Raw genomic sequence first — 22,489 nt, 5'->3', positions numbered from 1 at the left:
ATTATCTTAGTAAACTTTGTGTTACATTTAATCTTTTGAAACATTTAATTGTATCTATTTCAACTTTATTTATAATTATTTTGCTTCTTTTCTTATTTTCTAAATAGTGTAAACCTTGGCAGTAACTAAAAAAGTCATTATACCTTCCTCCATTAACAATTACAAGTATGTCTTCTGCTTGATTACATGTATAGTTATTTTTTATATAATTTAAGTTTTTATAAAAAGTTCCTCTATCTGTAACCTTGCTATCTGCTATTGCTTGAAGTCTTTTTCTAATATCATTTTGCACAACCCCTAAAGAGTCTACTTTTTCTAATTCCTCAACTTTTTCAAATCTTGGTAAAATCTTTATATTATGAAATATTGGGTATTTTAATGTATTTGTTTGAAGTTTTACCCTGTAGTCTCCTGGTTTACTATATCTGTAAATTACTTGTTCTTCATAAGCATCAACTGTACCTGTTTCTCCAAACTCCCAATACCAGGTATTTATTCCTTTTCCCTCGGTAAAAAACACTAATTCTTCTCCTACATAACCTTCATCTACGCCATGCAATGTTACCAAAGAGTCTCTAGGTGATAGTTTTGGTAAAGAAACTATACCTATTTGTTTTGAAACAGTAAACTTATCGTTTATTTTTATTGATACTAAATACTTACCTTCTTTACGGTATTTATAATCGATATTTCCTGGTTTTACTATAGAATCTCCATTTCCCATATGCCACACCACTTTTCTTCCTTCAACTAAACTCGTATCATTTAAAAGGAAAAACAGTTTTTCACCAACTTCAAACTGGTAGTTACTATTAGATTCAGACACGTAAAAATCTAAATTACTGAGTCTTGATTTATAAGGTGCAAATATGGCCAGTATTAATACTAATAAAGCTATAAAAATTAAAGCTGATAATTTAAATTTATTAGACATATTCTTTTATTTAAATATTAGCTTTACATTCTTCTAGATTTTCTTTCAGAACTTTATTATTCCTTTTTAAAGCATTGTATTCTTCACTCAAATCGAAAAACATTTTAAGCGTTTTTGATGATTGAACTCCGAATATATATCTATTATTCATATCGTTATCTCTATAAATTTTTTTGTATTGTTGAATTTCCTTATCTAACTCGTCTAATACCTGAATTTGAATAACATCAAAAGGTATTTCTTGAATTTTTTTATGTGTATTTTTTATTTTTTTTGTGTATTCTTCCTGAATATCAAAAATTTCTTCTGAAGCGTCAATACTATTTAGCAGCTCTTTACTTTCTACTACAGGCACTTTAAATATAAATTTAGTTAGTATTATAAACACTACTGTAGAAATTATTATAAACAAAAGAGAAAACCTTATTTTTTCCCAAAAAATCTCATGTTTATCCATAGCTTACTCTTTATTTAAATTTTTATTTAAATCTTTATATTTCTCTCTGCACTTTTCTAATTGTTCTTTATTGGCTTCTCTTGTATTAACTTCTTTGTTATAATTTTCAAGAAGTGATTGTATATTCCTTATTTCAGACAAAAACTCACCGTAAATTTTGTAATAGTTGTTTTCTTTTTTTGTACTATCTATACTTTGTCTTATTTCTACTCTGGTGTTAGTTATAATCTTCTGCATTTGCCTATACTCTCCAATATTCCTTCTTTTATTTTTTAAACTATATAGGTTTTTAAAAAGCTCTTCCATTTTAAAATTTAACATAGCTTGTTTTTTAAAAACTTCATTGTAATGAGATTGTTTACTCTCAATTAAAACAACTCCTTTTTCTGCTATAATTAAAGTGACATATAAACAAAAGAATACGACTACTGCTGTTAAAGAGAATGATGCAAAAAACTTAAGTATTTGTTTTCTCCTTTCTTTGTGATTTAAAGCTTTCATAAGAAATTTATATTAATCAATTATACTCCAAGTACTATTTTTACCTCTATTTCTATTGAATTGCGCTCCAGACTCTTCATTAATTACGATATTATCTTTTCTTTGTCCTATATACTCTAGTTCACTCATCTTTTTAAATACGCGCTCCAACATAACTACAAACCTATTTAGCACATCAAACGTTTCTGCTATCTCAATATGGTTGTACTTAACGTTTACAGCATCAACTATTGCATCAAGGAAAACAGAAGGCTTAATGTCTGTCCATTGATAATAATATTGTAGTAATTGCTCTTTCTCTTTATCATCCATAATACTCAAGCAAATAGAAAGCTTATTTGCTAACACCACTAATCTATCAACCAAATACATAGGTGATCTACTAGTAGAAATATTTTCTAAATTAAAAATATTATCACTGTAGTACTCTTGCAGTTTACTGCAAATTGAAAAGGTATTGGCTACTAATTTATTACTGCTTTTTTGCCCATTATTTTTTTTGAAAATTTTAATCGAATAGTTTTTAGACTTAATAAGCATTTGTAATAACCCTTTTCCAAATCCTTCTAACCTTTCATTAGATGTTAAATTAACAACAGGAGGCACATAACTTTCATCAATAGAAAACAATCCATTTGTCCATAACACCTTTCCTATGACCAAAAAGTGCTCTTTTAAAAAGCTAGTATTAATTTTTGAAACTGGAAGTGTATGTAGTTCTAATTTAGGTAATACATTAGGATGATGTAAAGGTATAACTTCAGGGTCTGGAATACCTACTGGTAAATACTCAAATGGAGATAGCGAAAGCATTATATAAAATTCTTCGCTTTCTGTTTTATCAAAATCAGATGTTTTTAATGTTACTGATGGTGAATTTGCCCCATACAAATCTCGGTGATACATAATCCTGTATCCTTTTTCTGTGATGGCGTTACAAGATTTCAGTTTTATTACTAAAGAGTTATCTCCATCGTTTAAAACATCTAATTGTAGGTTTTCAAAATTAGTTCCTCCATCAACTAATCCATATTCATAATTTTTAAGAGAAACCGAATTGTAGTCTTTTATGGTTTCAATTGTGTTGTTATAATTTTTAAAAAAATGTTCTGCAGATATTTTTACTCCGTCAGTCCAATTTATTGGTAAGTAATTCATTTTATTATTTTTCTTATTCATCTTCAATGGTGTTTAATGCAGTTCTTCTTATATATATAGTTTGTTTATTCCTTATTTTATTAAACTTCCCGTCTTTTTCAGCGTCTAAGACTTTTGTAAAAAGAGGAAAATTAAACCATTTGTTTGTGTAAAAAATCCAACCAATTGGCTCTCCCTCCAAATAAGTATCAATCATTCTATCAGGAAATCTAAAGTTTTGATCTTCTATAAATCGATTAAACCACATACCTACTGATACCTCCATGGGTAACTTTACTGAAAAAGAACTGTAGTTTTTATCTTCTGGATTTCTTTTAATTTTTACTGTTACTTGTATTAATTTAAAAACGTCTACATTATCCCAATACATATCACTAACTCCATTATCTGAAACATTCCAGGCTTTATAAAATGGTTTTGATATGTTTAAAAAGTATTCTAAAGACATTGTGTATAGTAATGGTAACACAAACCAAATTATTGATAACATTGCCCAAAGTGCGTAAGGTAAATTACTTATTTTTTCAAAAATTAGATAATACAGCCACCCTGAAAGAAGCATTACTATAAAAGCAAAAAATAGTGTATGGAATTTATTATCTAGGCCTATAGATTTGTAAAACTTTGTATTTTGAAAAAGCATGAAAAACACACCTATAAAAAGATAACACAAAACTGTGAGTATCAACCCTACCCAAACAAATTCATATTTTAATAAACTAATTAAAACTGGGGCTACTAGAACTATAGTTAGCAATAAAACCAAGACTATTGCCTTTTTTATATTAAACGATTTTTTTGCCTTTACTATGTTATTTAATACCATTAAAGAAACAATAGCTATTAATGGTGCTAAAAGAAATTTTAAAAAATATACTATTATTATGTTCATAACTTTTTCTTTTCTTATTTAGTTAAATATGAATCATACCCTAAAAATCTTTCTGATAAAACAAAAGATTGATCAGAGTTTGTTTTATAAGTAATATGAATTTTTCTTGAGGAAATTAAAAAGAAGTTTAACACTTCCTTTATTTGTAAAACACTTTTTTCTAAAACTTTAAAGTTTTCTACTTCTTTTTCTAATACCACAACTACTTTAACATCATCTATCTCACTATAAACCTCACCACTTAAACCCAGATCAACTCCTAAAACAGCATCTCCTAAACTTAAAAAAGGAGATTCTTTTATAGCACAAGGTATATAACTAAGCTCTACTTTTAAGCCTAAAACAATTTGTATTAGTTTTTCTAACTCGACTAAATTCTCTTTAAAAAACTCAGACTTACATAAATTAAGAAATAGTTTATACAATGACTCATCTGATATTTCTATATCAAAACCTATAATTTGTTTAAAAATATTTAATAGGTTTTGTTTTGATTTTTTGTCTGAAAAAAAGTTTAAGCTTCTATTATTAATCCTAACTCTTTCTTTAAATATTTCTGTATCAAATAGTGTAAAAAAATTAATATCTCCTTTTTCTTTTTCCCTATTTCTACGAATTGTATCAACTACTTCCTTCTTATTATCTGAATTAACCCCTAAGGAAAGAGGGTAAAATAATATTTCTGGTAACTGATGATATATACTATTTCTACTTAAATTTACTACTAAGTTCTCTTCAAACCCTGTGTCTTTAGCAATAAAATTTGAATTAATAGACAAAACATCTTTAGATTGAGCTCTAGTATTCATACCGTGATTTTTCACAATTAATACTTCTGAGACATCTTTTTTTAATAAAAACTCTAATTCTTCAATAAAAACCTCACCTATAAAGTTAGATGTCATATTACGAACAAGCTCGTCTATAACGGTATCATTTTCATTTACACTAGCTCCCATACAAGATTATTGTTTTTATAATCTAATAGTACATGATCTCCTTTATTTACCTGTTCAGAAACTATCATTTTAGATATTATCTTTTTCACGTATGTTCTTACAACTCCTGCAATGGGTCTAGCTCCATACTTTTGAGAAAATCCTTTTTTTGACAAGAACTCTAAAGCTTCATCAGAAATATCTAACACTATTTGTTTTTGTTGTTCTAATTGCTTTCTTAGTTTATTAAAGTGTATTACTAAAATATCTTGTGCTACTTTTTGATTTATTGGCGCAAATGGAACTACTTCTGTTAACCTCCCTAAAAATTCTGGTCTAAAGTGTTGTGCCATTACCTCTATTAACTCATTTGAGGTCGGAATTTTTCCTCCTGTTATTTGCTCAGCAATCCATTGACTACCTATGTTAGATGTAAAAATGACAATCGCATTAGAGAAATCTCCTTCTCTTCCTAATTTATCATGAATTACTCCTTCATCCATTAATTGTAGAAAAACATCATACACAGAACTGTGAGCTTTTTCAATTTCATCAAATAAAACTACTGAATATGGACGCTGTCTAATTTTTGTTACTAACATCCCTCCTTCTTCATATCCTACATAACCTGGAGGTGCCCCATAAAGTAGCGCTGCTGAATGTTCCTCTTTAAATTCAGACATATCAAAACGAATCATTGCTGTTTCATCATCAAATAGTAACTCTGCTAATGATTTAGTTAATTCAGTTTTTCCTGTTCCAGTAGGTCCTAAAAAGAAGAAAGAACCAATTGGTTGTTTAGGGTTACTAAGTCCACTTCGCGATTCAATAATAGCATCAGAGAGTGTTTGAATAGCGTTTGACTGCCCTTTAACTCTTTCTTGTAACTTTTTATCAATATTTAAAAGACGTTCTTTTTCTTCTGTTTGAATTTTTCCTAAAGGAATACCTGTAATTTCTGATACAACAGCTTCAATATTCATTTCACTTACAATATCAATAGGCGTCTTAGCTAGCTCTTTTAACATTGATAAGAATTCATCAACCTTCGATATTTCTTGTTGTAAATCTGGATTATCAGATACTAAATTAAATGACTTGGTAACTTTTGAGGTTTGAATAACACTAACTTTTCTGTAAATAGTATTGTATATTAATTGTAAATCTGAAAATTCAAACTTTTCCGAGTCCTTAACTTCATTAAACTCTTTTTCTATTTTTCTAACCTCTGTTAATACCGTAGCGTTGCTCATCTTTACAGCTGCTACAGTTTTATCTATTAAATCTATTGCACCATAAGGTAACTTCTTTTCCTTAAAATACCTTTTTGAAAGATGTATAGATTCCTCAATTGCTCTATCTGAAATTTTAATATCAAAATGTAGTTCCAACCTTTTTTTATGTCTATGTAAACACTTTAACATCTCTAGGCTACCTAATTCCTCTAGCTTCAATATTTCTAATTTACCATCTATAGGGTGTCTTTCAAGATTTTTCCTGTATGAATCTGAATTAATTGTAAAAATCATATTAATTCGCCCTTCACTTAATTGAGCGTTTAAGATATTAACAATAGCATTGGTTTTTCCTGATGCATTTTCAAGCAATACATGAAGATCATCAATAACTAATATGGAAGGAGCATCAATAGACTCTAATTTCTCAAATAGTTCTGATATTTTCTTATTTACATCATTTTCAGAGCTTGCTACTGCTAATAATTTTGGGACATTGAGTTTGAATACTAAGTGACTTTTCAAATACTCATCTGTACTATTACTCAATTCTCTTACAAAGTAGTTTACTGTTGCTGTTTTTCCTATACCTGAATCTCCTACTAAAATAACTCCCTTGCTTTCTGATCTTTCAAAATTTTCTAAAATCAATCGAACTTCTTTTTCTCTACCTAAGATTAAGTTTCCTTTTTGTATTACCTCTTCTGTTTGAAGGTCTTCGATATAGGAACTTATTGCAGAAATATTTTCCTTAACGTTTGATTCTAAAAAAGTGGGAGTATTAGCATTGTAATGATTTAAAATATCTTGTTCTGTTATACCTAATGTTTCTATTTGTTGTCCAGAATACACAACTCCCTCTCTTACAACTGCTGTAAAAATACATAAGGCATCAATATTTTCCGTTCCTAATTTAATTTTTGAACGTTCAGATTCTTCGAAAACCTTAGCAACTTCATGGTCTGGATTTACATCTCCAGAAGCTTTTAGTGGAGTTGACTTATACATTTCTTTCATTACCTCAAACCACTCAAGAATATAGTTAGCATCTTTACCCATGCTATCAATAATCTCTTCTAAACCAGTTGGTTCATTAATTAGCGATGTTATTAAATGACTAACACCATAGGTACTTTGATTTTCTCTGTAAGCAATACTTTTAGCTCTTTTTATGCTTGATAAAGCACTTGAACTGTAATCTTTTTCTATCATTTTTTTATAAAAAATACTTTATATGTTATATTTGATATTGATCTTTTTTCTAATTCTTTTTCAAGATAATAACTGAAAAGGTTTTGTTTTTCTTCAGAAATTAACTTTCTCTTAGTTTTTATGTATATATCTGTAGTTCTAATTAATCCTTTTTTCTTTTCTTTTGATATTGCAACACCATCTTTTATAGAAAGGCTCTCAACAAAATGCCCTATTTTATTGTTTATAAAACTTTTAACATCTTCTCTAGTTACAATTCTTTCTCTAGTAAGTAACCCATAGCGCAGTCCATTTATTTTGTCGTGCTCCTCTTTTCTTATATGCCCACCTATTGTATCTGTTTTGAGTTTTATTTTACTATCAATAAACTTACCTGTTCTATACTGATTAAAAGTATAACTAGTATTAATATCATTTGCGTGGTTTGCATTAGTTAGCCAATACTGAAATTCATAATTAAAGGCATCTTTATGTGGATAGGTTAACAAAAATGTTTTGTTATTATTTGCATTAACCTCACCAAATTCTAAATGAATTTTCTTATCAATCTCATCTAGTTTTTCATGCAAATCATCTAAATATGCTTGAATAATATCATACCCTATAGCAGAAAAAGCACTACCCTCTTCTCTTACAGTTTGAGAAGTTTTACTTAACATCATCTTAGCACTTCTTGTATCAAACCTTCCTATGTCTCCAAAGTAGAGAGAATAACCTCCTTCAAGACTTTCTGTAGAGTTTTCTATAACGTTACTATAACTATTTCCTTTATCATCACTTAAACTTTCTATATTTAAAAAGTAGTTTTCACCTTCACTCAGTACCGATAAGATCCTTCCATTTTTTCTAAAGTTATGTTGTTTATACTCTAACTTTCTATTAACTACTGGAAAAGTATTTAAACTTACCTCTATTCCTTGTAGTTTCTCTCTAGAAAAAACTTCTGGTAACTTTACTTTAAACCATAAAAGCTTTTTATCTAAATCTTCAGGCTCAATAAAAAAATCAGTTTGCTCTCCAAATAATTCATTTATTGTTTTTTGTTGTCTACAAGACTCATTTAAATTTAAAGTATAAAAACAGTCTTCATAAAAAGAAATTACATCTTCAAAGTAGTGAACTTCTTTGTTGTTATTTATTAAAACTTCCTTATCTAGAAACATTTCATTCTCATCAACATCATACACCTTCATTGTTTTTAAAAAAGGTAAAAGCGAAGTATCTTTTAGTATAAAACAAAGAGATAGATTATTAGTTTCTTCCAATAAATCATCTAAAATTTCAACACCAAACCAAAGTTCGTAATCTTTAATTTTCTTTTCTTCAGATAAATAAAGAGCATCCTCCATGTTACCAAATCGGTTTTCACAAACCAACAACTTATCATCGTACCCTAAATATTTAACAGATGCATTTATTAGCTTTTTTGTAATAATTGGAGTAAAAAAAACATCTAACTTATCTTCTCCAAATCTTCTCTTTGAGCAATAAAAATGATCTGAAACATTTAATTGTGTTGTATCGTCTTCCGGCTGAGCTTTTAATAAAGCATGTGAAGGTGATGGTAAGGACCACTTGTTACTTACCAAAATTCTAGATAACCTATCTAATAATTCTTTATCTGAAACATCTATTTGTTGGTGTAATTTTGATATTTCATAAGCAAAAGTATGTAAAAGCAAGTCTAAAATAGGATCTACACTCCTTTTATCTTTAATGCCCCATAATTCCATCGAACGCAATAGCATTCGATTTTTAATTTTCATAAAATATTCGTCTCTCATTGCTATTTTTATTTTTTTTATTGTGATAAAGGACTAATGTAAAAAAGTGTAGCAAAATTAAATGGCGCATCGGTTTCTATAATTGTACCAAATACTTTAATTTCTGCTTTTCTTCTTACATGAACATCCGTAGTCTCAGCATCATCATCTATTTCAGATAACCTTACACTAACTCTAATATCCTTGAGTCTTGGCTCATACTCAACAAAGGCATAATATAAAGAATCTTTAACTTTTTCTTCCCATTTATTAATTTTAACCAATTGGTTAAATTCTAAATCCCAAATATCGGAACCATAATTCGGTCTTCCAAAAACCTCACCTTGTTTTGAAGTAGCAATTATCATGAGGTGTTGAGCTATGGATTCTTCAAGTGTACACCCCAATCTATTATTTTCTTTATTTCTTTTTGTTATACTGGAAAAGTCTAGGGGGATCTTCAAATAATTCATTTTTCCTTAATTTTTTTCTGTAAAAATAATTTTTTTTATCAAATATTTAATAGATTCGTAGCAGAATAAAAAAAATTATTATGGCAATGTACAATTACGGAATTGGAGGCAATGAAGTTAAAGTTGATGCTAATGAATCAATCGCAAACATTTCTTCCAACAAAACTTTATTAATCCAAAAACTTACCGACGAAGCTCCTGCAACCCCCGAAGCTATCTATGGTTTAGACACAATCGAAGCTGTATTCGAGAAGTTTTCACCTTCAGTGAATCTTGAACACACCGATGAAAATGGCGCCGACGTTAAAGAATCTTTAAATTTCAACAATTTAGGTGATTTTAATGTTGAGAACATTAAGGCAAATAGCTCTTTTTTAAATAAGCTAGATATAGAAAAAGACCAGTATCTAAGAATTTCAAGACAACTATCTTCTAACAGAGCGCTAATGAAAGCACTTAGTAACCCTGAAACAAAAGATACCTTTATCAAAATTTTAGAAGAGTCAATTAAAGAAATCGAGCAAGCCGAACAATAAAACCAAAAAAAACATAATTAGCTATGTCTACAAAAGTAAAAACGCAGCAATCGGAAGTAGTTAAACAACAATCCCCTAGTCAAGAAGTAGCTAACGCTATTGATGGCATAAAAGAGTACGGTGGTTTCTCTTTTATCGAAAACATCGTTGATGGTTACTCTAACTTGAACCCAAAAAGAAAAGCTAGAAAAAGTCTATTTTTAAACGACGAGCAGTGGAAAGGAGAAAGAAAAAACTTAAAAAACAGACTTTCTGTTTGGTTAGAAATTCTTAAAAGTAGTGACAGTATCGAATCAATGTGTGATACTGCAAAAGAAAAATCTACCAACATAGAAAGTGTTTTAAATTACAATCTTAAGAAAACCTTAGAAAAAACAAAAGAACTAGAAACCTCTTATAGATCAGTAGCTTTATTCTACAAAAACACCGAAAAAGACAAAGTAAAAAACATCACCATCTTAAATGCCGATTTAAGTCAATTAAAAGATTTAGAAAATCCTCTTTTTATAGACTATGTATCAAATGAGTTTAAACAAAACTTTGATAGATTAGATTTAAAAGACAACTACTCTATATTAGTAGTTCCTGGTTATTTAGGATCTAACGTAGTCTTAGACAAATGGTCTAAAATAGCACATGACAACAAAGCTGTTTTATTAACAGACTTCCAAGATCTTGAAACACCTGACGACATTGTTGACATGTTCTCAAATGCAAATCACTCTGGTGGCGAAATTCACAAATCAAACACTTTAATGACTTGTAACTGGCTACTAGGAAGAAAAAAAGAAGATGCCGTGGGTGAAGAAGACAACCTATACGTTCCGCCATCTTCTGCTTTGGCTGGTAAAATATATCACACATTAATGTCTCAAGTAGTAGCAGGTAAAAAATTTGGAGGTATTAATGAGGTAGAAAGTGTACGATTCGATCTTAAAAAGAGTGAAATTTCAGAAATTGAAAAAATGGGACTTGTTCCTATGGTTAACGAATATAGTAAAGTAATGGCTTTTTCAGCCAAGACTTTATTTAACGGAGACAACTTAGGTTTACAAACCTACTCTGTTGTAAGAGTATTCGATCACATAACAAAGGTTTTATTTGACTTTTTAAATAGAAGAGCTTTTGAAAACTGGAGCTCTAGAACTGAGGCTGATTTACGTCGCCAAATAGTTAAATTCTTAGACGATATTCAAGGACCTACTAAGCTAATTGAGCGTTTTAAGGTTATAAAAATAGAACAAGATCAAAATCAAAAAGACCGTGTTTTATTAGATATTCATATCACTCCTTATTTTCCTGCTAAAAGCTTTGTTATCCAACTAGATGGACACAAAGGAGATGGTCCTGAAGATGCTGTTTGGCATAGTGAATACGTTCAACAGTAATTTTATACTACAGAGAAAAATAAAAAAGCAAAGGTTTTTAACTTTTGCTTTTTTTATTGAAAATATTTTAGCTATCACATAACTTTAAACTCATTCTTTTTGAAATTGTATCGTCTTTCACAAAAAAAACACTTAAAACCTCTTGTCTAAGCTATAAAAAATAAAATTCAGTTTTTTATCACAATCCTTACAACTATTTTTGTAAGCTTTAAGCACTCTTTACGAATAAGATAAAAAATATTTTCATGAACATACAAGAACTAAAAAACAATATAGACTTAATAGTTAGTAATAATTCTTCTAAAGAAGAAAAACTACAACAAATCTGCGATTATTTAGCTTCAGAAATCTCTTACTATGACTGGGTTGGTTTTTACTTTAAAAATGGTGATAAAAACGAGTTAAAACTAGCTCAATTTAACGGTGAACCTACAGAACACACAATCATCCCTTTTGGAAAAGGTATTTGTGGACAAGTAGCAGTTAGCAATAAAAACTTTGTTGTACAAGATGTTAGTGAACAAGACAATTATATTTCATGTGGTTGGAAAGTAAAATCTGAAATTGTAATTCCCATCTTTGTAAACGGCGAAAACATCGGTCAAATAGATATTGACTCTCATACTGTTAACCCTTTTACTAAAAACGACGAAGATTTATTGGAATATATTTGCAAAAAAATAGCTAATTTTGTATAATTATTTTATAATCACTTGATTATTAAGTTTTTTTTTACTTTATTTGATGTGATTTTAAACAACCCCATTAATCCCCTTAAATATGAGCAATAGAGAACATCCTTCTTATGCAGCATTAGGCAGTGCTAATGCTCGTTCAAAATCTCAACAATCTTTAATAGAAAAATTCACAATCTGGTTTCGAAACTTCTTAGAAACAGCAGAGTAATTTATATTTATAGTTTTGTTGTATTAAAACACCACCAAAGAATATTTTTGGTGGTGTTTTCAATCTTAAAAGCTAAAAAAATATTGTGTGTCGACTACTCTTTTACTAGCTTTGCAAGCTTAACAACACAACAATAATGAACAATATAAAAACTATTAAATCAGCGTTAATTTCTGTTTTTCACAAAGACGGATTAGAGCCTATTGTTAAAAAACTTAATAATCTAGGTGTTACTATATACTCTACGGGAGGTACTGAAAAATTCATCAAAGACTTAGGTGTTAATGTAGTACCTGTAGAAGATGTTACTTCATATCCTTCTATCTTAGGAGGAAGAGTAAAAACGTTACACCCTAAAGTTTTTGGCGGCATCTTAAACAGACAAGATCACGAAGGCGATATTACTGAGATGGAAGAATATAACATTCCTCAGTTAGATTTAGTAATTGTAGATTTATACCCTTTTGAAAAAACAGTTGCTTCTGGAGCTTCAGAGCAAGATATTATTGAAAAAATTGATATCGGTGGGATTTCGTTAATCCGTGCAGCTGCAAAAAACTTTAAAGACACTGTTATTATTTCTTCAATGGAACAATATGAACATTTCTTAACTATTATTTCAGAAAGCAACGGAGAAACTTCGTTAAACGATAGAAAAAAGTTTGCTGCTAAGGCTTTTAATATCTCCTCTCATTATGACACTGCCATTTTCAATTATTTCAATGAAGATGAAGTTGTATATAAAGCTAGTGAAACTACATCTAAAGTATTACGTTATGGAGAAAACCCTCATCAAAAAGGTTTTTTCTTTGGCGATTTAGATGCTATGTTTGATAAGCTACATGGAAAAGAATTAAGCTATAATAACTTATTAGATGTTGATGCTGCTGTTAATTTAATAGAAGAGTTTAAAGGTGAAGATCCAACATTTGCTATTTTAAAACATAACAATGCATGTGGTTTTGCTCAACGTAAAACAATTCATCAAGCTTATATAGACGCTTTAGCTGGTGACCCTGTTTCTGCGTTTGGAGGGATTTTAATTTCTAACACGAAAATTGATAAAGCCACTGCCGAAGAAATTCACAAATTATTCTGTGAAGTAGTTATTGCTCCTGCTTATGATGCTGATGCTTTAGAAATTTTAAAAGGTAAAAAGAATCGAGTAATATTGATTCAAAAAGAAATTGAATTACCTAAACAAACAGTTAGAACTGCTTTAAACGGAGTATTAGTTCAAGATAAAGATTATATTACAGACAAATTAGATGATTTAACTTACCCTACTAACAATAAACCATCAGAAAATGAGTTAGAGGATTTGTTATTTGCATCTAAACTATGTAAAAACACTAAGTCTAATACTATTATTTTAGTAAAGGACAAGCAATTATTAGCTGGGGGAACAGGTCAAACAAGTAGAGTTGATGCTTTGAGACAAGCTATTGAAAAAGCTAATAGTTTTAACTTTGACTTAAACGGAGCTGTTATGGCTAGTGATGCTTTTTTCCCTTTTCCTGACTGTGTAGAAATAGCAGATAAAGCAGGTATAAAAAGTGTAATTCAACCAGGGGGATCTATTAAAGACCAATTAAGTATTGATTATTGTAATGATAATAATGTAGCAATGGTTTTTACTGGAACTAGACATTTTAAACATTAATTATATTGAGTGTAAAATACCCACAGATTTTTATTAGATTTGTGAGAATACATTAAAATTAAATATAAATAACGAAATCTTTATGGGTTTTTTCGATTTCATGACAGAAGATATTGCAGTAGATTTAGGTACTGCAAATACACTTATAATCCACAATGGTAAGGTAGTTATTGACAACCCCTCTATTGTTGCTAGAAATAGGCTCACTGGTAAAATTATCGCTACAGGTCACGAAGCCAGTAGAATGCAAGGAAAAACCCATGAAAACATCAAAACTATACGCCCCTTAAAAGACGGTGTAATTGCTGATTTTCAAGCTTCTGAAGAAATGATCAAGGAATTTGTAAAACAAATTCCTGCTATAAAAAAGAGATTATTTCCACCATCATTACGAATGGTAATCTGTATTCCTTCTGGAATTACTGAAGTTGAAAAACGAGCAGTTATTGATTCTGGTCGTCACATGAATGCTAAGGAAATCTATTTGATTTACGAACCAATGGCAGCAGCTATTGGTGTTGGTGTTGATATAATGGAGCCTAAAGGAAACATGATTATTGATATAGGTGGTGGTACAACTGAAATTGCTGTTATAGCACTAGCTGGTATTGTCTGTGATCAATCAGTAAAAGTTGCTGGAGATTTATTTACCAGCGATATTATGTATTACATGCGTACGCAACACAATTTATATGTTGGGGAAACTACTGCCGAAAAAATAAAACTACAAATAGGTTCAGCTACAGAAGATTTAGACACACCTCCTGAAGACATGATGGTTCAAGGACGTGATTTATTAAGTGGAAAGCCTAAACAAATACAAGTTTCTTATCGTGAAATTGCAAAAGCTCTAGATAAATCAATTTTACGTATTGAAGATGCCGTAATGGAAACACTATCTAAAACACCTCCTGAATTAGCTGCTGATATTTACAATACAGGTATTTATTTAGCTGGGGGTGGATCAATGCTTAGAGGTTTAGATAAGCGTTTATCTAGAAAAACAGATTTACCAGTATATGTTGCTGAAGACCCGTTACGTGCTGTAGTTCGAGGAACAGGTATTGCACTTAAAAATTTAGAAAAATACAAAACTGTATTAATCAAATAAATTTGAATGATTATTTATGCAACAGCTTATTTATTTCTTACAGAAGTATAAGTATTTCTTATTTTTTCTATTCCTAGAAGTTATAGCTGTTGCATTAATCATTAACAACCATTCTTTTCATAAAAGTAAATTTATTAGCTCTACTAATTTCATTACAGGTGGGCTATATCAAAAATCATCTAACATATCGGAGTATCTTAACTTAAAAGAAACAAACTCTGTACTTGTTGAAGAAAACTTAGCGTTAAAAAATAAATTAGAAAAAATTAACACTTATCTTGATAGTGTTTCTGCTAATCAGATAATAGATACAATAAATCTCTATCAAAATTTCAACTACATTTCTGGAAAAATAATTAAGAACTCTTTTCACAAAGCTGACAACTTTTTAACAATTAACAGAGGTAAAAATTATAATGTTTTTCAAGAAATGGGAGTAATAAATAGCAAAGGGGTTATTGGTATTACTGACAATGTTTCTAATAAATTTGCTAGAGTACAATCTATTTTAAATTCAAAAAGCAATATCAACGCTAAGTTTAAAAATAACAATCATTACGGTACATTAACATGGGACGGTAAGGATTACAATATTGTACAACTAACCGACATTCCACGTCAGGCAGCTTTTAAAAAAGGTGATACTGTAGTTACTGGAGGAAGATCTACCATTTTTCCAAACGGGATACCTATTGGAACAGTCGTAAAAGTACCTGAAGAATTATCTGCGGTTAATAGTATAAACATTAAACTCTTTAACGATATGTCTAACTTAAGTCATGTTTATATAATAACCAACCTAAATAAAAAAGAAATAAAAACTGTAGAAAATAACAATGAATAAAACAGTATACTTAATATTTTTATTCGTTTTCCTCTTGTTACTACAAGTGTTGATTCTAAATAATATTTTATTTTTAGGCTATGTAAACCCTTACATTTATATTGTTTTTATTTTTTTATTCCCTATTAAAGAAAACAGGTTTTCTCTTTTATTAGTAGCTTTTTTATTAGGTTTATGTGTAGATGCTTTTTCTAACTCTGGCGGAATTCATGCTTTTTCTACTGTATTTATGGCTTATATCCGTCTATTTGTTTTTAAGGCTGTTTTCAAAAAAACATCATCAGATTATCTGCTCTTTAACCTAAGACATGAATCTTTTGATAAAGTATTTAATTATACAGCAATTTTAACATTAGTTCACCACTTCATTTTATTTAGTTTAACTAACTTTAGCTTTTATAACATTTCAAATGTGCTTATCAATACACTTTTTTCTAGTGTTTTTACGTTACTGTTGTATTTTTTAGGAAGTTTTATATTTAGGAAAAAACTCACATGAAAAGAAGTTTCTTACTTATATTTTTAATTACTCTTATTGGAATTGTTTATATCTGTCGACTATTTCAATTACAAGTAGTACACGGAGGTGAACAAAGCCTAACCAATAGTGCTACCATAAAAATTGAATACGATTATCCTGAACGTGGTTATATTTATGATCGTAATGGAAAATTGTTAGTCGCTAATCAATTATCTTACGATGTAATGATTACTCCCAAAGAAGTAGAACCTTTAGACACTTTAGAATTCTGCTCTCTTTTAAAAATCGACAAGGAAGATTTTATAAAACGTTTTAAAAAAGCTGAAAACTATGCGCGATGGCTTCCTTCGGTATTTCTAAAACAACTAGCCAAAGAAGACTATGCTTTTTTACAAGAGAAACTACCTAAGTATAAAGGATTCTATATACAAAAACGTATTATCCGAAACTATCCTATAAAATCTGCAGCCAATGTACTCGGATTTATTAGCGAGGTAAACGAATATGTAGCTAAGAATAGTGATTACTACGAACAAGGAGAATTAATTGGTAAGCTTGGTGTTGAAAAACAATATGAGAAAGAATTAAGAGGTATTAAAGGGAGAAAATACTTTAAAAGAAATAACCTAAATAAAATTACTGGTTCTTATAAAGATGGAAAATATGACACACTTGCTGTAGCTGGTAAAGATTTGACATTAACTATTGATAGTGAGTTACAACAATATGGAGAATTATTAATGTCTGGAAAAAGAGGAGGTATTGTTGCAATAGAACCTCAAACAGGCGAGATTTTAGCATTAGTAACCGCTCCTTCATATGACCCGAATTTATTGGTTGGAAGGCAACGCTCTCCTAACTCTGTAAAACTTTTTAACGACAGTATAAACATGCCAACTTTTGATAGAGGGCTGCAAGCAATGTATGCTCCTGGTTCGCCTTTCAAAATCCTAACCGGTTTAATTGGCTTACAAGAAGGTGTGATTGATGAAAACTCAGGCTTTTATTGTAATCACGGATATCGCTACGGTAAACGACCAAATGCTTTTATGGGATGCCACTGTAGAATTGTTGGACGACCTGTACGTCTAAAAACAGCTATTGCTAAATCTTGTAATACTTATTTTGCTAACACCTATAGGAAAATTATAGATAACTATGAAAACCCAACAATAGGAACTAATGCTTGGAGTGAACATGCAAAAAGCTTTGGGTTAGGTAACTATTTAGGTTACGATCTTCCTTCTGGTCAAAAAGGAAGAATACCAAATGGAAGATTTTACGACAGAAGTTATGATTTTAGATGGGGAGCTACTACAACAATTTCAAATGCCATTGGACAAGGTGAGGTAGAAACCACACCTATTCAGTTAGCAAACATGACTGCAGCTATTGCTAACAAGGGCTATTTTTACACCCCTCATATTGTTAAGAAAATTGAAGATAAACCTAATCTTGATTCAATATATACAACTCCTAGAAAAACAACAGTTTCCCCTGAACATTTCCCTATTGCTATTGAGGCAATGTATGAAACATTTACCAGAGGTACAGCTAGATATAGTCAAGTTAAGGGAATAGATATTTGTGGGAAAACAGGAACGGTTGAAAACTTTATTAGAGTAAATAAGAAAAAAGTTCAGTTAACAGATCACTCTATTTTTATAGCCTTTGCTCCAAAAGAAAACCCCAAAATAGCCATAGCTATTTTTGTAGAAAACGGAGGATATGGATCTACAATTGCGGCCCCTATTACCAGCTTACTAATTGAAAAATACTTAAACAAATCTATATCAAGAAAACATCTTGAAAACCGTATGATTAACCTAAGTCTTCAAGAAAGATATGACAATCAATTATTAATTCAAAAAAGCGATACTATTGCGACAGGAACGAAATAATATTTTTGCTGGAGTCGACTGGCTACTTGTTTTTCTCTATATACTATTAGTTGGTTTTGGATGGGTTAATATCTATGCTGCATCTTCTACAGAAGAATCGAGAGAAATTTTTGACTTTTCTACAAAATATGGCAAACAATTAATTTTTATAGGACTTAGTTTGCCAGTTATCATCTTCATCCTTTTTTTTAATTCAAAGTTTTACGAACAATTTTCCAGTGTTATGTACATTTTTTCTCTGGTTTTATTAGCTGGAGTACTTGTATTTGGTAAAAAAATTAATGGGGCTACTTCTTGGTATAATTTTGGAGGTATAGGATTGCAACCTTCTGAATTTGCAAAAGCTTTTACCGCACTAGCATTGGCTAAGCTAATGAGTGATCGTCAATACAATCTTAAACTAATAAAAAATCAGGCCAAAGCTTTTATAATTATCTTTTTACCAGCTTTTTTCATCGCATTACAACCCGACATGGGATCCGTACTAATATATTTCGCTTTCTTTTTTGTTTTAAACAGAGAAGGGCTTACGTTAGCATATATATTATTCGGAACAATTTCTATAATTCTATTCTTACTAACTATATATTTTGGAGCAAAGTGGGTTCTTATTTCATGTTTACTTGTAATAACACTTGTTGTTTTTTATGGAATCTATAGAAATAAGCGATTTTTTCGCTTCAATGTTATAAAAATAATTGGTTCTTACCTTTTTTCTATTTTTTTTATTTTGGGAATTAGTTATACTTATAATAATATATTAGGTCAACATCAAAAAGACAGGTTTGATATTTTATTAGGAAAGATACAAGACAACAAAGGTATTGGCTATAACTCTTATCAATCTGAAAAAACAATTAGTTCTGGTGGTTTTTCTGGAAAAGGCTTTTTGCAGGGAGATAGAACTCAAGGCAACTTTGTTCCTGAACAACACACAGATTATATATATAGTACCGTTGGTGAAGAATGGGGCTTTTTAGGGAGTTCTCTTGTCATAGTTTTATTTATGTTTTTGCTCTATAGGATAATCTACTTATCAGAAACACAAACTAATAAATTTGCAAGAATATATGGCTATAGTGTAGCTTCTATTTTCTTTTTTCATATTATTGTTAATATTGGTATGGTAATAGGGCTACTACCTACTGTAGGAATACCACTACCCTTTTTTAGTTATGGAGGATCATCTTTATGGGGATTCACCTTACTGCTATTCATTTTCATTCGTTTAGATGCTCATAAAAAATATGATTGGTAAATAAATTAAAACCATCTTTTTAAACATTAAAAAGAGAAATTGTAGTCTTTTTACTTACTTAAAGAATAAAAGTCAAATAATGGATCTCAAAAGTTGTTGTGGACTTGGATTTATAACATTATTTTTATTTCAAACGGTTCCAATAAAGAAGTCATAATTCAAACTTTCACTTTTCGTGTAAGCGTGTTTATTTACATATTAGGGACTAACGATAGATAGAAGAGATCATCTTAATAAATCGTGCATCGGAATTAGGATTTTGTAGTATAGGGAACTCATAGAAAAATAGAATTAGTTACTTTTTTAAAAGCACTTGTTTACCACATCAAGGATTACTACTCCATAGCAAATACGATAATTATTAATTATAATTTTATAAATAGGATTACCTAATGCTAGGACTAAATCTTTTAACACTAAAATAAAAGCGTTAAAAACATAATGTAGAGAGGTAAAAAAACAAAATTCTTCCTTTATAAATTAATAACAATCTTTGTATAAACACAATAATTGTGAGTGCTACTAAATGGCTCTTTGTATTTAATATAAAATAAAAACGCTTCGATAAAAATATCGAAGCGTTTAACTATTAACTAACCTTAAAACTCTTATAAAGCGGCAACATGCTTAGCCAGTTTAGACTTTAAATTTGCTGCTTTATTCTTATGAATAATGTTGTTCTTTGCTAACTTATCTAACATAGACACAACAGTCGAAAACATTCCTTCTGCTTCCTTCTTATCTTCAGTAGCTCTTAATTTTCTAACAGCATTACGAGTTGTTTTATGCTGATACTTATTTCTTAAGCGCTTTGCTTCGTTACTTCTAATTCTCTTTAATGCTGACTTATGATTTGCCATTCTATTAATACGTTAATTGTTTATAAAAAACTTGTAGTCCGTACGGGAATCGAACCCGTGTTACCAGGATGAAAACCTGGCGTCCTAACCCCTAGACGAACGGACCAAAACAATCGTTCTGATTGCGGGTGCAAATATACAATTATTTTTGTTATCTGCAACTAAATTTATTTTTATTTTATTTATTTCAAAAAAAACAAATAAAAAGAACTTGTAGTCCGTACGGGAATCGAACCCGTGTTACCAGGATGAAAACCTGGCGTCCTAACCCCTAGACGAACGGACCAAAACAATCTTTTTGCGATTGCGGGTGCAAATATAAAAACTGTTTTTTATTACACAAAGCTTTTTTTTATTTTTTTAATATGCTTTTGCAAAAAATACTCTTTTTGTTGATGGTTTTCCTGTTAACACACATACTCCATTCTCTTCTTTTACATCATTAGGAATACATCTTATTGTAGCTTTTGTTAACTCCTTTATCTTATCTTCTGTTTCAATTGTACCATCCCAATGTGCTGATACAAACCCTCCTTTATTTTCTATCACATCTTTAAACTCTTCAAAAGAGTTTACTTCCGTAATATGATCGTTTCTGTAAATTAATGCTCTATTATATAAGTTCTTTTGAATTTCTTCTAATAAATTAGCTACAATATCTACCACCTCATCTCTAGAGACTGTTTGTTTCTCAAAAGTATCACGACGCGCTACTTCTACTGTTCCATTTTCTAAATCTCTTTTTCCCATTGCAACTCGTACGGGAACACCTTTTAATTCATACTCAGCAAACTTAGCACCTGGTCTAAAAGTGTCTCTATCGTCAAATTTTACTGATATTCCTTTAGCTCGTAATTCTTTTACAATTACATCTACTTTTTCAGAAATAGCATTTAATTGTTCCTCTCCTTTATATATAGGTACAATTACAACTTGAATTGGCGCTAGCTTTGGAGGTAGTACTAAACCAGCATCATCAGAGTGTGTCATTATCAATCCACCTATTAAACGTGTTGATACCCCCCAAGAAGTAGCCCATACATATTCTTGCTTTCCTTCTTTCGAGGTATACTTTACGTCAAATGCCTTAGCAAAATTTTGTCCTAAAAAGTGTGAAGTTCCAGCTTGTAATGCTTTACCATCTTGCATTAAAGCTTCTATTGTTAAGGTATCATCTGCCCCAGCAAAACGTTCACTCTCACTTTTAGCTCCTTTAACAACAGGCATTGCCATAAAGTTCTCAGCAAAAGTTGCATACACCTCTTGCATTTGCTTTGCTTCAGCTATTGCTTCTGCCTTTGTTGCATGTGCTGTGTGACCTTCTTGCCATAAAAACTCAGCAGTACGTAAGAATAAACGTGTACGCATTTCCCATCTTACAACATTTGCCCATTGATTTACTAGCAATGGTAAATCTCTGTGTGATTGAATCCATCCTTTATAAGTATTCCAAATAATTGCTTCAGATGTCGGTCGAACGACTAACTCTTCTTCCAATTTAGCCTCAGGATCTACACGTAGCTTTCCTTCATTATCTGGGTCATTTTGTAATCGGTAATGTGTAACTACCGCACATTCTTTTGCAAATCCTTCAGCATTCTTTTCTTCTGCTTCAAACAAACTTTTGGGCACAAAAAGAGGAAAATAAGCATTTTGATGTCCTGTTTCTTTAAACATTCTATCTAATTCTTTTTGCATGTTCTCCCAAATTGCAAATCCGTAGGGCTTAATTACCATGCAACCTCTTACTGCTGAATTCTCAGCTAAATCAGCTTTTACAATCAATTCGTTATACCATTTAGAGTAATCTTCGGCTCTTTTTGTTAAATGTTTGCTCATAATCAAAAGTTTGGCATAAATATTGTTATTTTTTATGCGTAAATTGTATCTGCAAAACTACATTAAAAAGGTAACAAGCCCAACAAAGAACTAATTTTTTGCAGCTCATAAAAAAACAATTTACTTTAACATAAAATAA

The 22,489-nt window shown here is 30.2% G+C and carries 21 protein-coding genes and 2 tRNA genes; 10 read left to right on the top strand and 13 right to left on the bottom strand.

Annotated features, from left to right (window positions below):
- Window position 1: 1 nt before the first annotated feature.
- Genes ABHQ57_RS14295 through ABHQ57_RS14255 form a run of 9 tightly spaced genes read right to left on the bottom strand, consistent with a single transcriptional unit; the run spans window position 2 to window position 9,563 of the window.
- Window positions 2-934 carry a hypothetical protein gene (locus ABHQ57_RS14295; protein WP_047790416.1) on the bottom strand — a complete coding sequence of 311 codons (933 nt, stop codon included), beginning with the start codon at window positions 932-934 and terminating at the stop codon, window positions 2-4.
- 10 nt (window positions 935-944) lie between these two features.
- Entirely contained in the window at window positions 945-1,391 is a 447-nt protein-coding gene (gene tssO / locus ABHQ57_RS14290) for a type VI secretion system TssO (RefSeq protein ID WP_047790415.1), read from the bottom strand.
- Between the two features lie 3 nt (window positions 1,392-1,394).
- Complete coding sequence (gene tssO / locus ABHQ57_RS14285; protein WP_047790414.1) at window positions 1,395-1,892, bottom strand: type VI secretion system TssO; 498 nt, start codon at window positions 1,890-1,892, stop codon at window positions 1,395-1,397.
- A 12-nt stretch (window positions 1,893-1,904) separates the two neighbouring features.
- Window positions 1,905-3,071 (bottom strand): hypothetical protein, encoded by a 1,167-nt coding sequence (locus ABHQ57_RS14280; RefSeq protein ID WP_047790413.1) that lies wholly within the window; start codon window positions 3,069-3,071, stop codon window positions 1,905-1,907.
- The gene (locus ABHQ57_RS14275) at window positions 3,064-3,942 is read right to left on the bottom strand and encodes a TssN family type VI secretion system protein (RefSeq protein WP_047790412.1); all 879 of its coding nucleotides are present in this window, start codon (window positions 3,940-3,942) and stop codon (window positions 3,064-3,066) included. Before ABHQ57_RS14275 ends, ABHQ57_RS14280 begins: the two co-directional genes overlap by 8 nt.
- A gap of 14 nt (window positions 3,943-3,956) precedes the next feature.
- Window positions 3,957-4,901 (bottom strand): hypothetical protein, encoded by a 945-nt coding sequence (locus ABHQ57_RS14270; RefSeq protein WP_073184337.1) that lies wholly within the window; start codon window positions 4,899-4,901, stop codon window positions 3,957-3,959.
- Window positions 4,886-7,327, bottom strand: a complete 2,442-nt coding sequence (locus ABHQ57_RS14265) for an AAA family ATPase (protein WP_167712373.1) — start codon at window positions 7,325-7,327, stop codon at window positions 4,886-4,888. Before ABHQ57_RS14265 ends, ABHQ57_RS14270 begins: the two co-directional genes overlap by 16 nt.
- On the bottom strand, window positions 7,324-9,111 hold the full coding sequence (locus ABHQ57_RS14260; RefSeq protein WP_167712374.1) for a type VI secretion system baseplate subunit TssF: 1,788 nt from the start codon (window positions 9,109-9,111) through the stop codon (window positions 7,324-7,326). The genes ABHQ57_RS14265 and ABHQ57_RS14260 overlap by 4 nt, the downstream gene beginning before the upstream one ends.
- Before the next feature lie 17 nt (window positions 9,112-9,128).
- A complete protein-coding gene (locus ABHQ57_RS14255) occupies window positions 9,129-9,563 on the bottom strand; it encodes a GPW/gp25 family protein (protein ID WP_047790408.1) in 435 nt (144 codons plus the stop codon).
- A gap of 80 nt (window positions 9,564-9,643) precedes the next feature.
- On the opposite strand from ABHQ57_RS14255, the gene ABHQ57_RS14250 reads away from it, so the two are divergent.
- The 10 genes from ABHQ57_RS14250 (at window position 9,644) to rodA (ending at window position 19,651) form a co-directional block, all read left to right on the top strand.
- Window positions 9,644-10,099, top strand: coding sequence for a hypothetical protein (locus tag ABHQ57_RS14250; protein ID WP_047790407.1), 456 nt, complete (start codon window positions 9,644-9,646; stop codon window positions 10,097-10,099).
- A 23-nt stretch (window positions 10,100-10,122) separates the two neighbouring features.
- Window positions 10,123-11,487: a DUF5458 family protein gene (locus tag ABHQ57_RS14245; protein WP_167712375.1), complete on the top strand. Its 1,365-nt coding sequence runs from the start codon at window positions 10,123-10,125 to the stop codon at window positions 11,485-11,487.
- Between the two features lie 245 nt (window positions 11,488-11,732).
- Window positions 11,733-12,185, top strand: a complete 453-nt coding sequence (locus tag ABHQ57_RS14240; RefSeq protein ID WP_047790405.1) for a GAF domain-containing protein — start codon at window positions 11,733-11,735, stop codon at window positions 12,183-12,185.
- A gap of 82 nt (window positions 12,186-12,267) precedes the next feature.
- Window positions 12,268-12,393 (top strand): hypothetical protein, encoded by a 126-nt coding sequence (locus ABHQ57_RS14235; RefSeq protein WP_255724779.1) that lies wholly within the window; start codon window positions 12,268-12,270, stop codon window positions 12,391-12,393.
- Window positions 12,394-12,529: 136 nt separating this feature from the next.
- Window positions 12,530-14,056 carry a bifunctional phosphoribosylaminoimidazolecarboxamide formyltransferase/IMP cyclohydrolase gene (gene purH, locus ABHQ57_RS14230; RefSeq protein WP_167712376.1) on the top strand — a complete coding sequence of 509 codons (1,527 nt, stop codon included), beginning with the start codon at window positions 12,530-12,532 and terminating at the stop codon, window positions 14,054-14,056.
- An 82-nt stretch (window positions 14,057-14,138) separates the two neighbouring features.
- Entirely contained in the window at window positions 14,139-15,167 is a 1,029-nt protein-coding gene (locus ABHQ57_RS14225; RefSeq protein ID WP_047790403.1) for a rod shape-determining protein, read from the top strand.
- Between the two features lie 16 nt (window positions 15,168-15,183).
- Window positions 15,184-16,011, top strand: a complete 828-nt coding sequence (gene mreC / locus ABHQ57_RS14220; protein ID WP_073184325.1) for a rod shape-determining protein MreC — start codon at window positions 15,184-15,186, stop codon at window positions 16,009-16,011.
- Window positions 16,004-16,510 carry a rod shape-determining protein MreD gene (gene mreD, locus ABHQ57_RS14215; RefSeq protein WP_047790401.1) on the top strand — a complete coding sequence of 169 codons (507 nt, stop codon included), beginning with the start codon at window positions 16,004-16,006 and terminating at the stop codon, window positions 16,508-16,510. The genes mreC and mreD overlap by 8 nt, the downstream gene beginning before the upstream one ends.
- Window positions 16,507-18,393, top strand: a complete 1,887-nt coding sequence (gene mrdA / locus ABHQ57_RS14210) for a penicillin-binding protein 2 (protein ID WP_073184324.1) — start codon at window positions 16,507-16,509, stop codon at window positions 18,391-18,393. Before mreD ends, mrdA begins: the two co-directional genes overlap by 4 nt.
- Window positions 18,374-19,651 carry a rod shape-determining protein RodA gene (rodA, locus tag ABHQ57_RS14205; RefSeq protein WP_047790399.1) on the top strand — a complete coding sequence of 426 codons (1,278 nt, stop codon included), beginning with the start codon at window positions 18,374-18,376 and terminating at the stop codon, window positions 19,649-19,651. The genes mrdA and rodA overlap by 20 nt, the downstream gene beginning before the upstream one ends.
- A gap of 608 nt (window positions 19,652-20,259) precedes the next feature.
- Here the strand turns inward: rodA and rpsT are convergent.
- From rpsT to proS, 4 genes are all read right to left on the bottom strand, one after another.
- Entirely contained in the window at window positions 20,260-20,511 is a 252-nt protein-coding gene (gene rpsT / locus ABHQ57_RS14200; RefSeq protein ID WP_028891217.1) for a 30S ribosomal protein S20, read from the bottom strand.
- Between the two features lie 34 nt (window positions 20,512-20,545).
- Window positions 20,546-20,617 (bottom strand) — tRNA-Glu (locus ABHQ57_RS14195).
- 108 nt (window positions 20,618-20,725) lie between these two features.
- Window positions 20,726-20,797 (bottom strand) — tRNA-Glu (locus ABHQ57_RS14190).
- A gap of 74 nt (window positions 20,798-20,871) precedes the next feature.
- Window positions 20,872-22,350, bottom strand: coding sequence for a proline--tRNA ligase (gene proS / locus ABHQ57_RS14185; protein WP_073184319.1), 1,479 nt, complete (start codon window positions 22,348-22,350; stop codon window positions 20,872-20,874).
- Window positions 22,351-22,489: the final 139 nt, after the last annotated feature.

The organism is Tenacibaculum sp. ZH5_bin.1 (genome assembly GCF_042865525.1).
GTDB classification, from domain to species: domain Bacteria; phylum Bacteroidota; class Bacteroidia; order Flavobacteriales; family Flavobacteriaceae; genus Polaribacter; species Polaribacter mesophilus.
This window is presented reverse-complemented; position numbering and strand designations above follow the sequence as displayed.

Excerpts from the sequence above, each read along its gene's own strand:
- ABHQ57_RS14260 (WP_167712374.1), bottom strand. The coding sequence starts at position 9,111 with ATGAGAGACGAATATTTTATGAAAATTAAAAATCGAATGCTATTGCGT.
- purH (WP_167712376.1), top strand. The coding sequence starts at position 12,530 with ATGAACAATATAAAAACTATTAAATCAGCGTTAATTTCTGTTTTTCAC.
- ABHQ57_RS14245 (WP_167712375.1), top strand. The coding sequence starts at position 10,123 with ATGTCTACAAAAGTAAAAACGCAGCAATCGGAAGTAGTTAAACAACAA.
- ABHQ57_RS14225 (WP_047790403.1), top strand. The coding sequence starts at position 14,139 with ATGGGTTTTTTCGATTTCATGACAGAAGATATTGCAGTAGATTTAGGT.
- ABHQ57_RS14240 (WP_047790405.1), top strand. The coding sequence starts at position 11,733 with ATGAACATACAAGAACTAAAAAACAATATAGACTTAATAGTTAGTAAT.
- ABHQ57_RS14235 (WP_255724779.1), top strand. The coding sequence starts at position 12,268 with ATGAGCAATAGAGAACATCCTTCTTATGCAGCATTAGGCAGTGCTAAT.
- tssO (WP_047790414.1), bottom strand. The coding sequence starts at position 1,892 with ATGAAAGCTTTAAATCACAAAGAAAGGAGAAAACAAATACTTAAGTTT.
- ABHQ57_RS14275 (WP_047790412.1), bottom strand. The coding sequence starts at position 3,942 with ATGAACATAATAATAGTATATTTTTTAAAATTTCTTTTAGCACCATTA.
- proS (WP_073184319.1), bottom strand. The coding sequence starts at position 22,350 with ATGAGCAAACATTTAACAAAAAGAGCCGAAGATTACTCTAAATGGTAT.
- mreC (WP_073184325.1), top strand. The coding sequence starts at position 15,184 with ATGCAACAGCTTATTTATTTCTTACAGAAGTATAAGTATTTCTTATTT.
- tssO (WP_047790415.1), bottom strand. The coding sequence starts at position 1,391 with ATGGATAAACATGAGATTTTTTGGGAAAAAATAAGGTTTTCTCTTTTG.
- ABHQ57_RS14250 (WP_047790407.1), top strand. The coding sequence starts at position 9,644 with ATGGCAATGTACAATTACGGAATTGGAGGCAATGAAGTTAAAGTTGAT.
- mrdA (WP_073184324.1), top strand. The coding sequence starts at position 16,507 with ATGAAAAGAAGTTTCTTACTTATATTTTTAATTACTCTTATTGGAATT.
- ABHQ57_RS14270 (WP_073184337.1), bottom strand. The coding sequence starts at position 4,901 with ATGGGAGCTAGTGTAAATGAAAATGATACCGTTATAGACGAGCTTGTT.
- rpsT (WP_028891217.1), bottom strand. The coding sequence starts at position 20,511 with ATGGCAAATCATAAGTCAGCATTAAAGAGAATTAGAAGTAACGAAGCA.
- ABHQ57_RS14295 (WP_047790416.1), bottom strand. The coding sequence starts at position 934 with ATGTCTAATAAATTTAAATTATCAGCTTTAATTTTTATAGCTTTATTA.
- ABHQ57_RS14265 (WP_167712373.1), bottom strand. The coding sequence starts at position 7,327 with ATGATAGAAAAAGATTACAGTTCAAGTGCTTTATCAAGCATAAAAAGA.
- mreD (WP_047790401.1), top strand. The coding sequence starts at position 16,004 with ATGAATAAAACAGTATACTTAATATTTTTATTCGTTTTCCTCTTGTTA.
- ABHQ57_RS14255 (WP_047790408.1), bottom strand. The coding sequence starts at position 9,563 with ATGAATTATTTGAAGATCCCCCTAGACTTTTCCAGTATAACAAAAAGA.
- ABHQ57_RS14280 (WP_047790413.1), bottom strand. The coding sequence starts at position 3,071 with ATGAATAAGAAAAATAATAAAATGAATTACTTACCAATAAATTGGACT.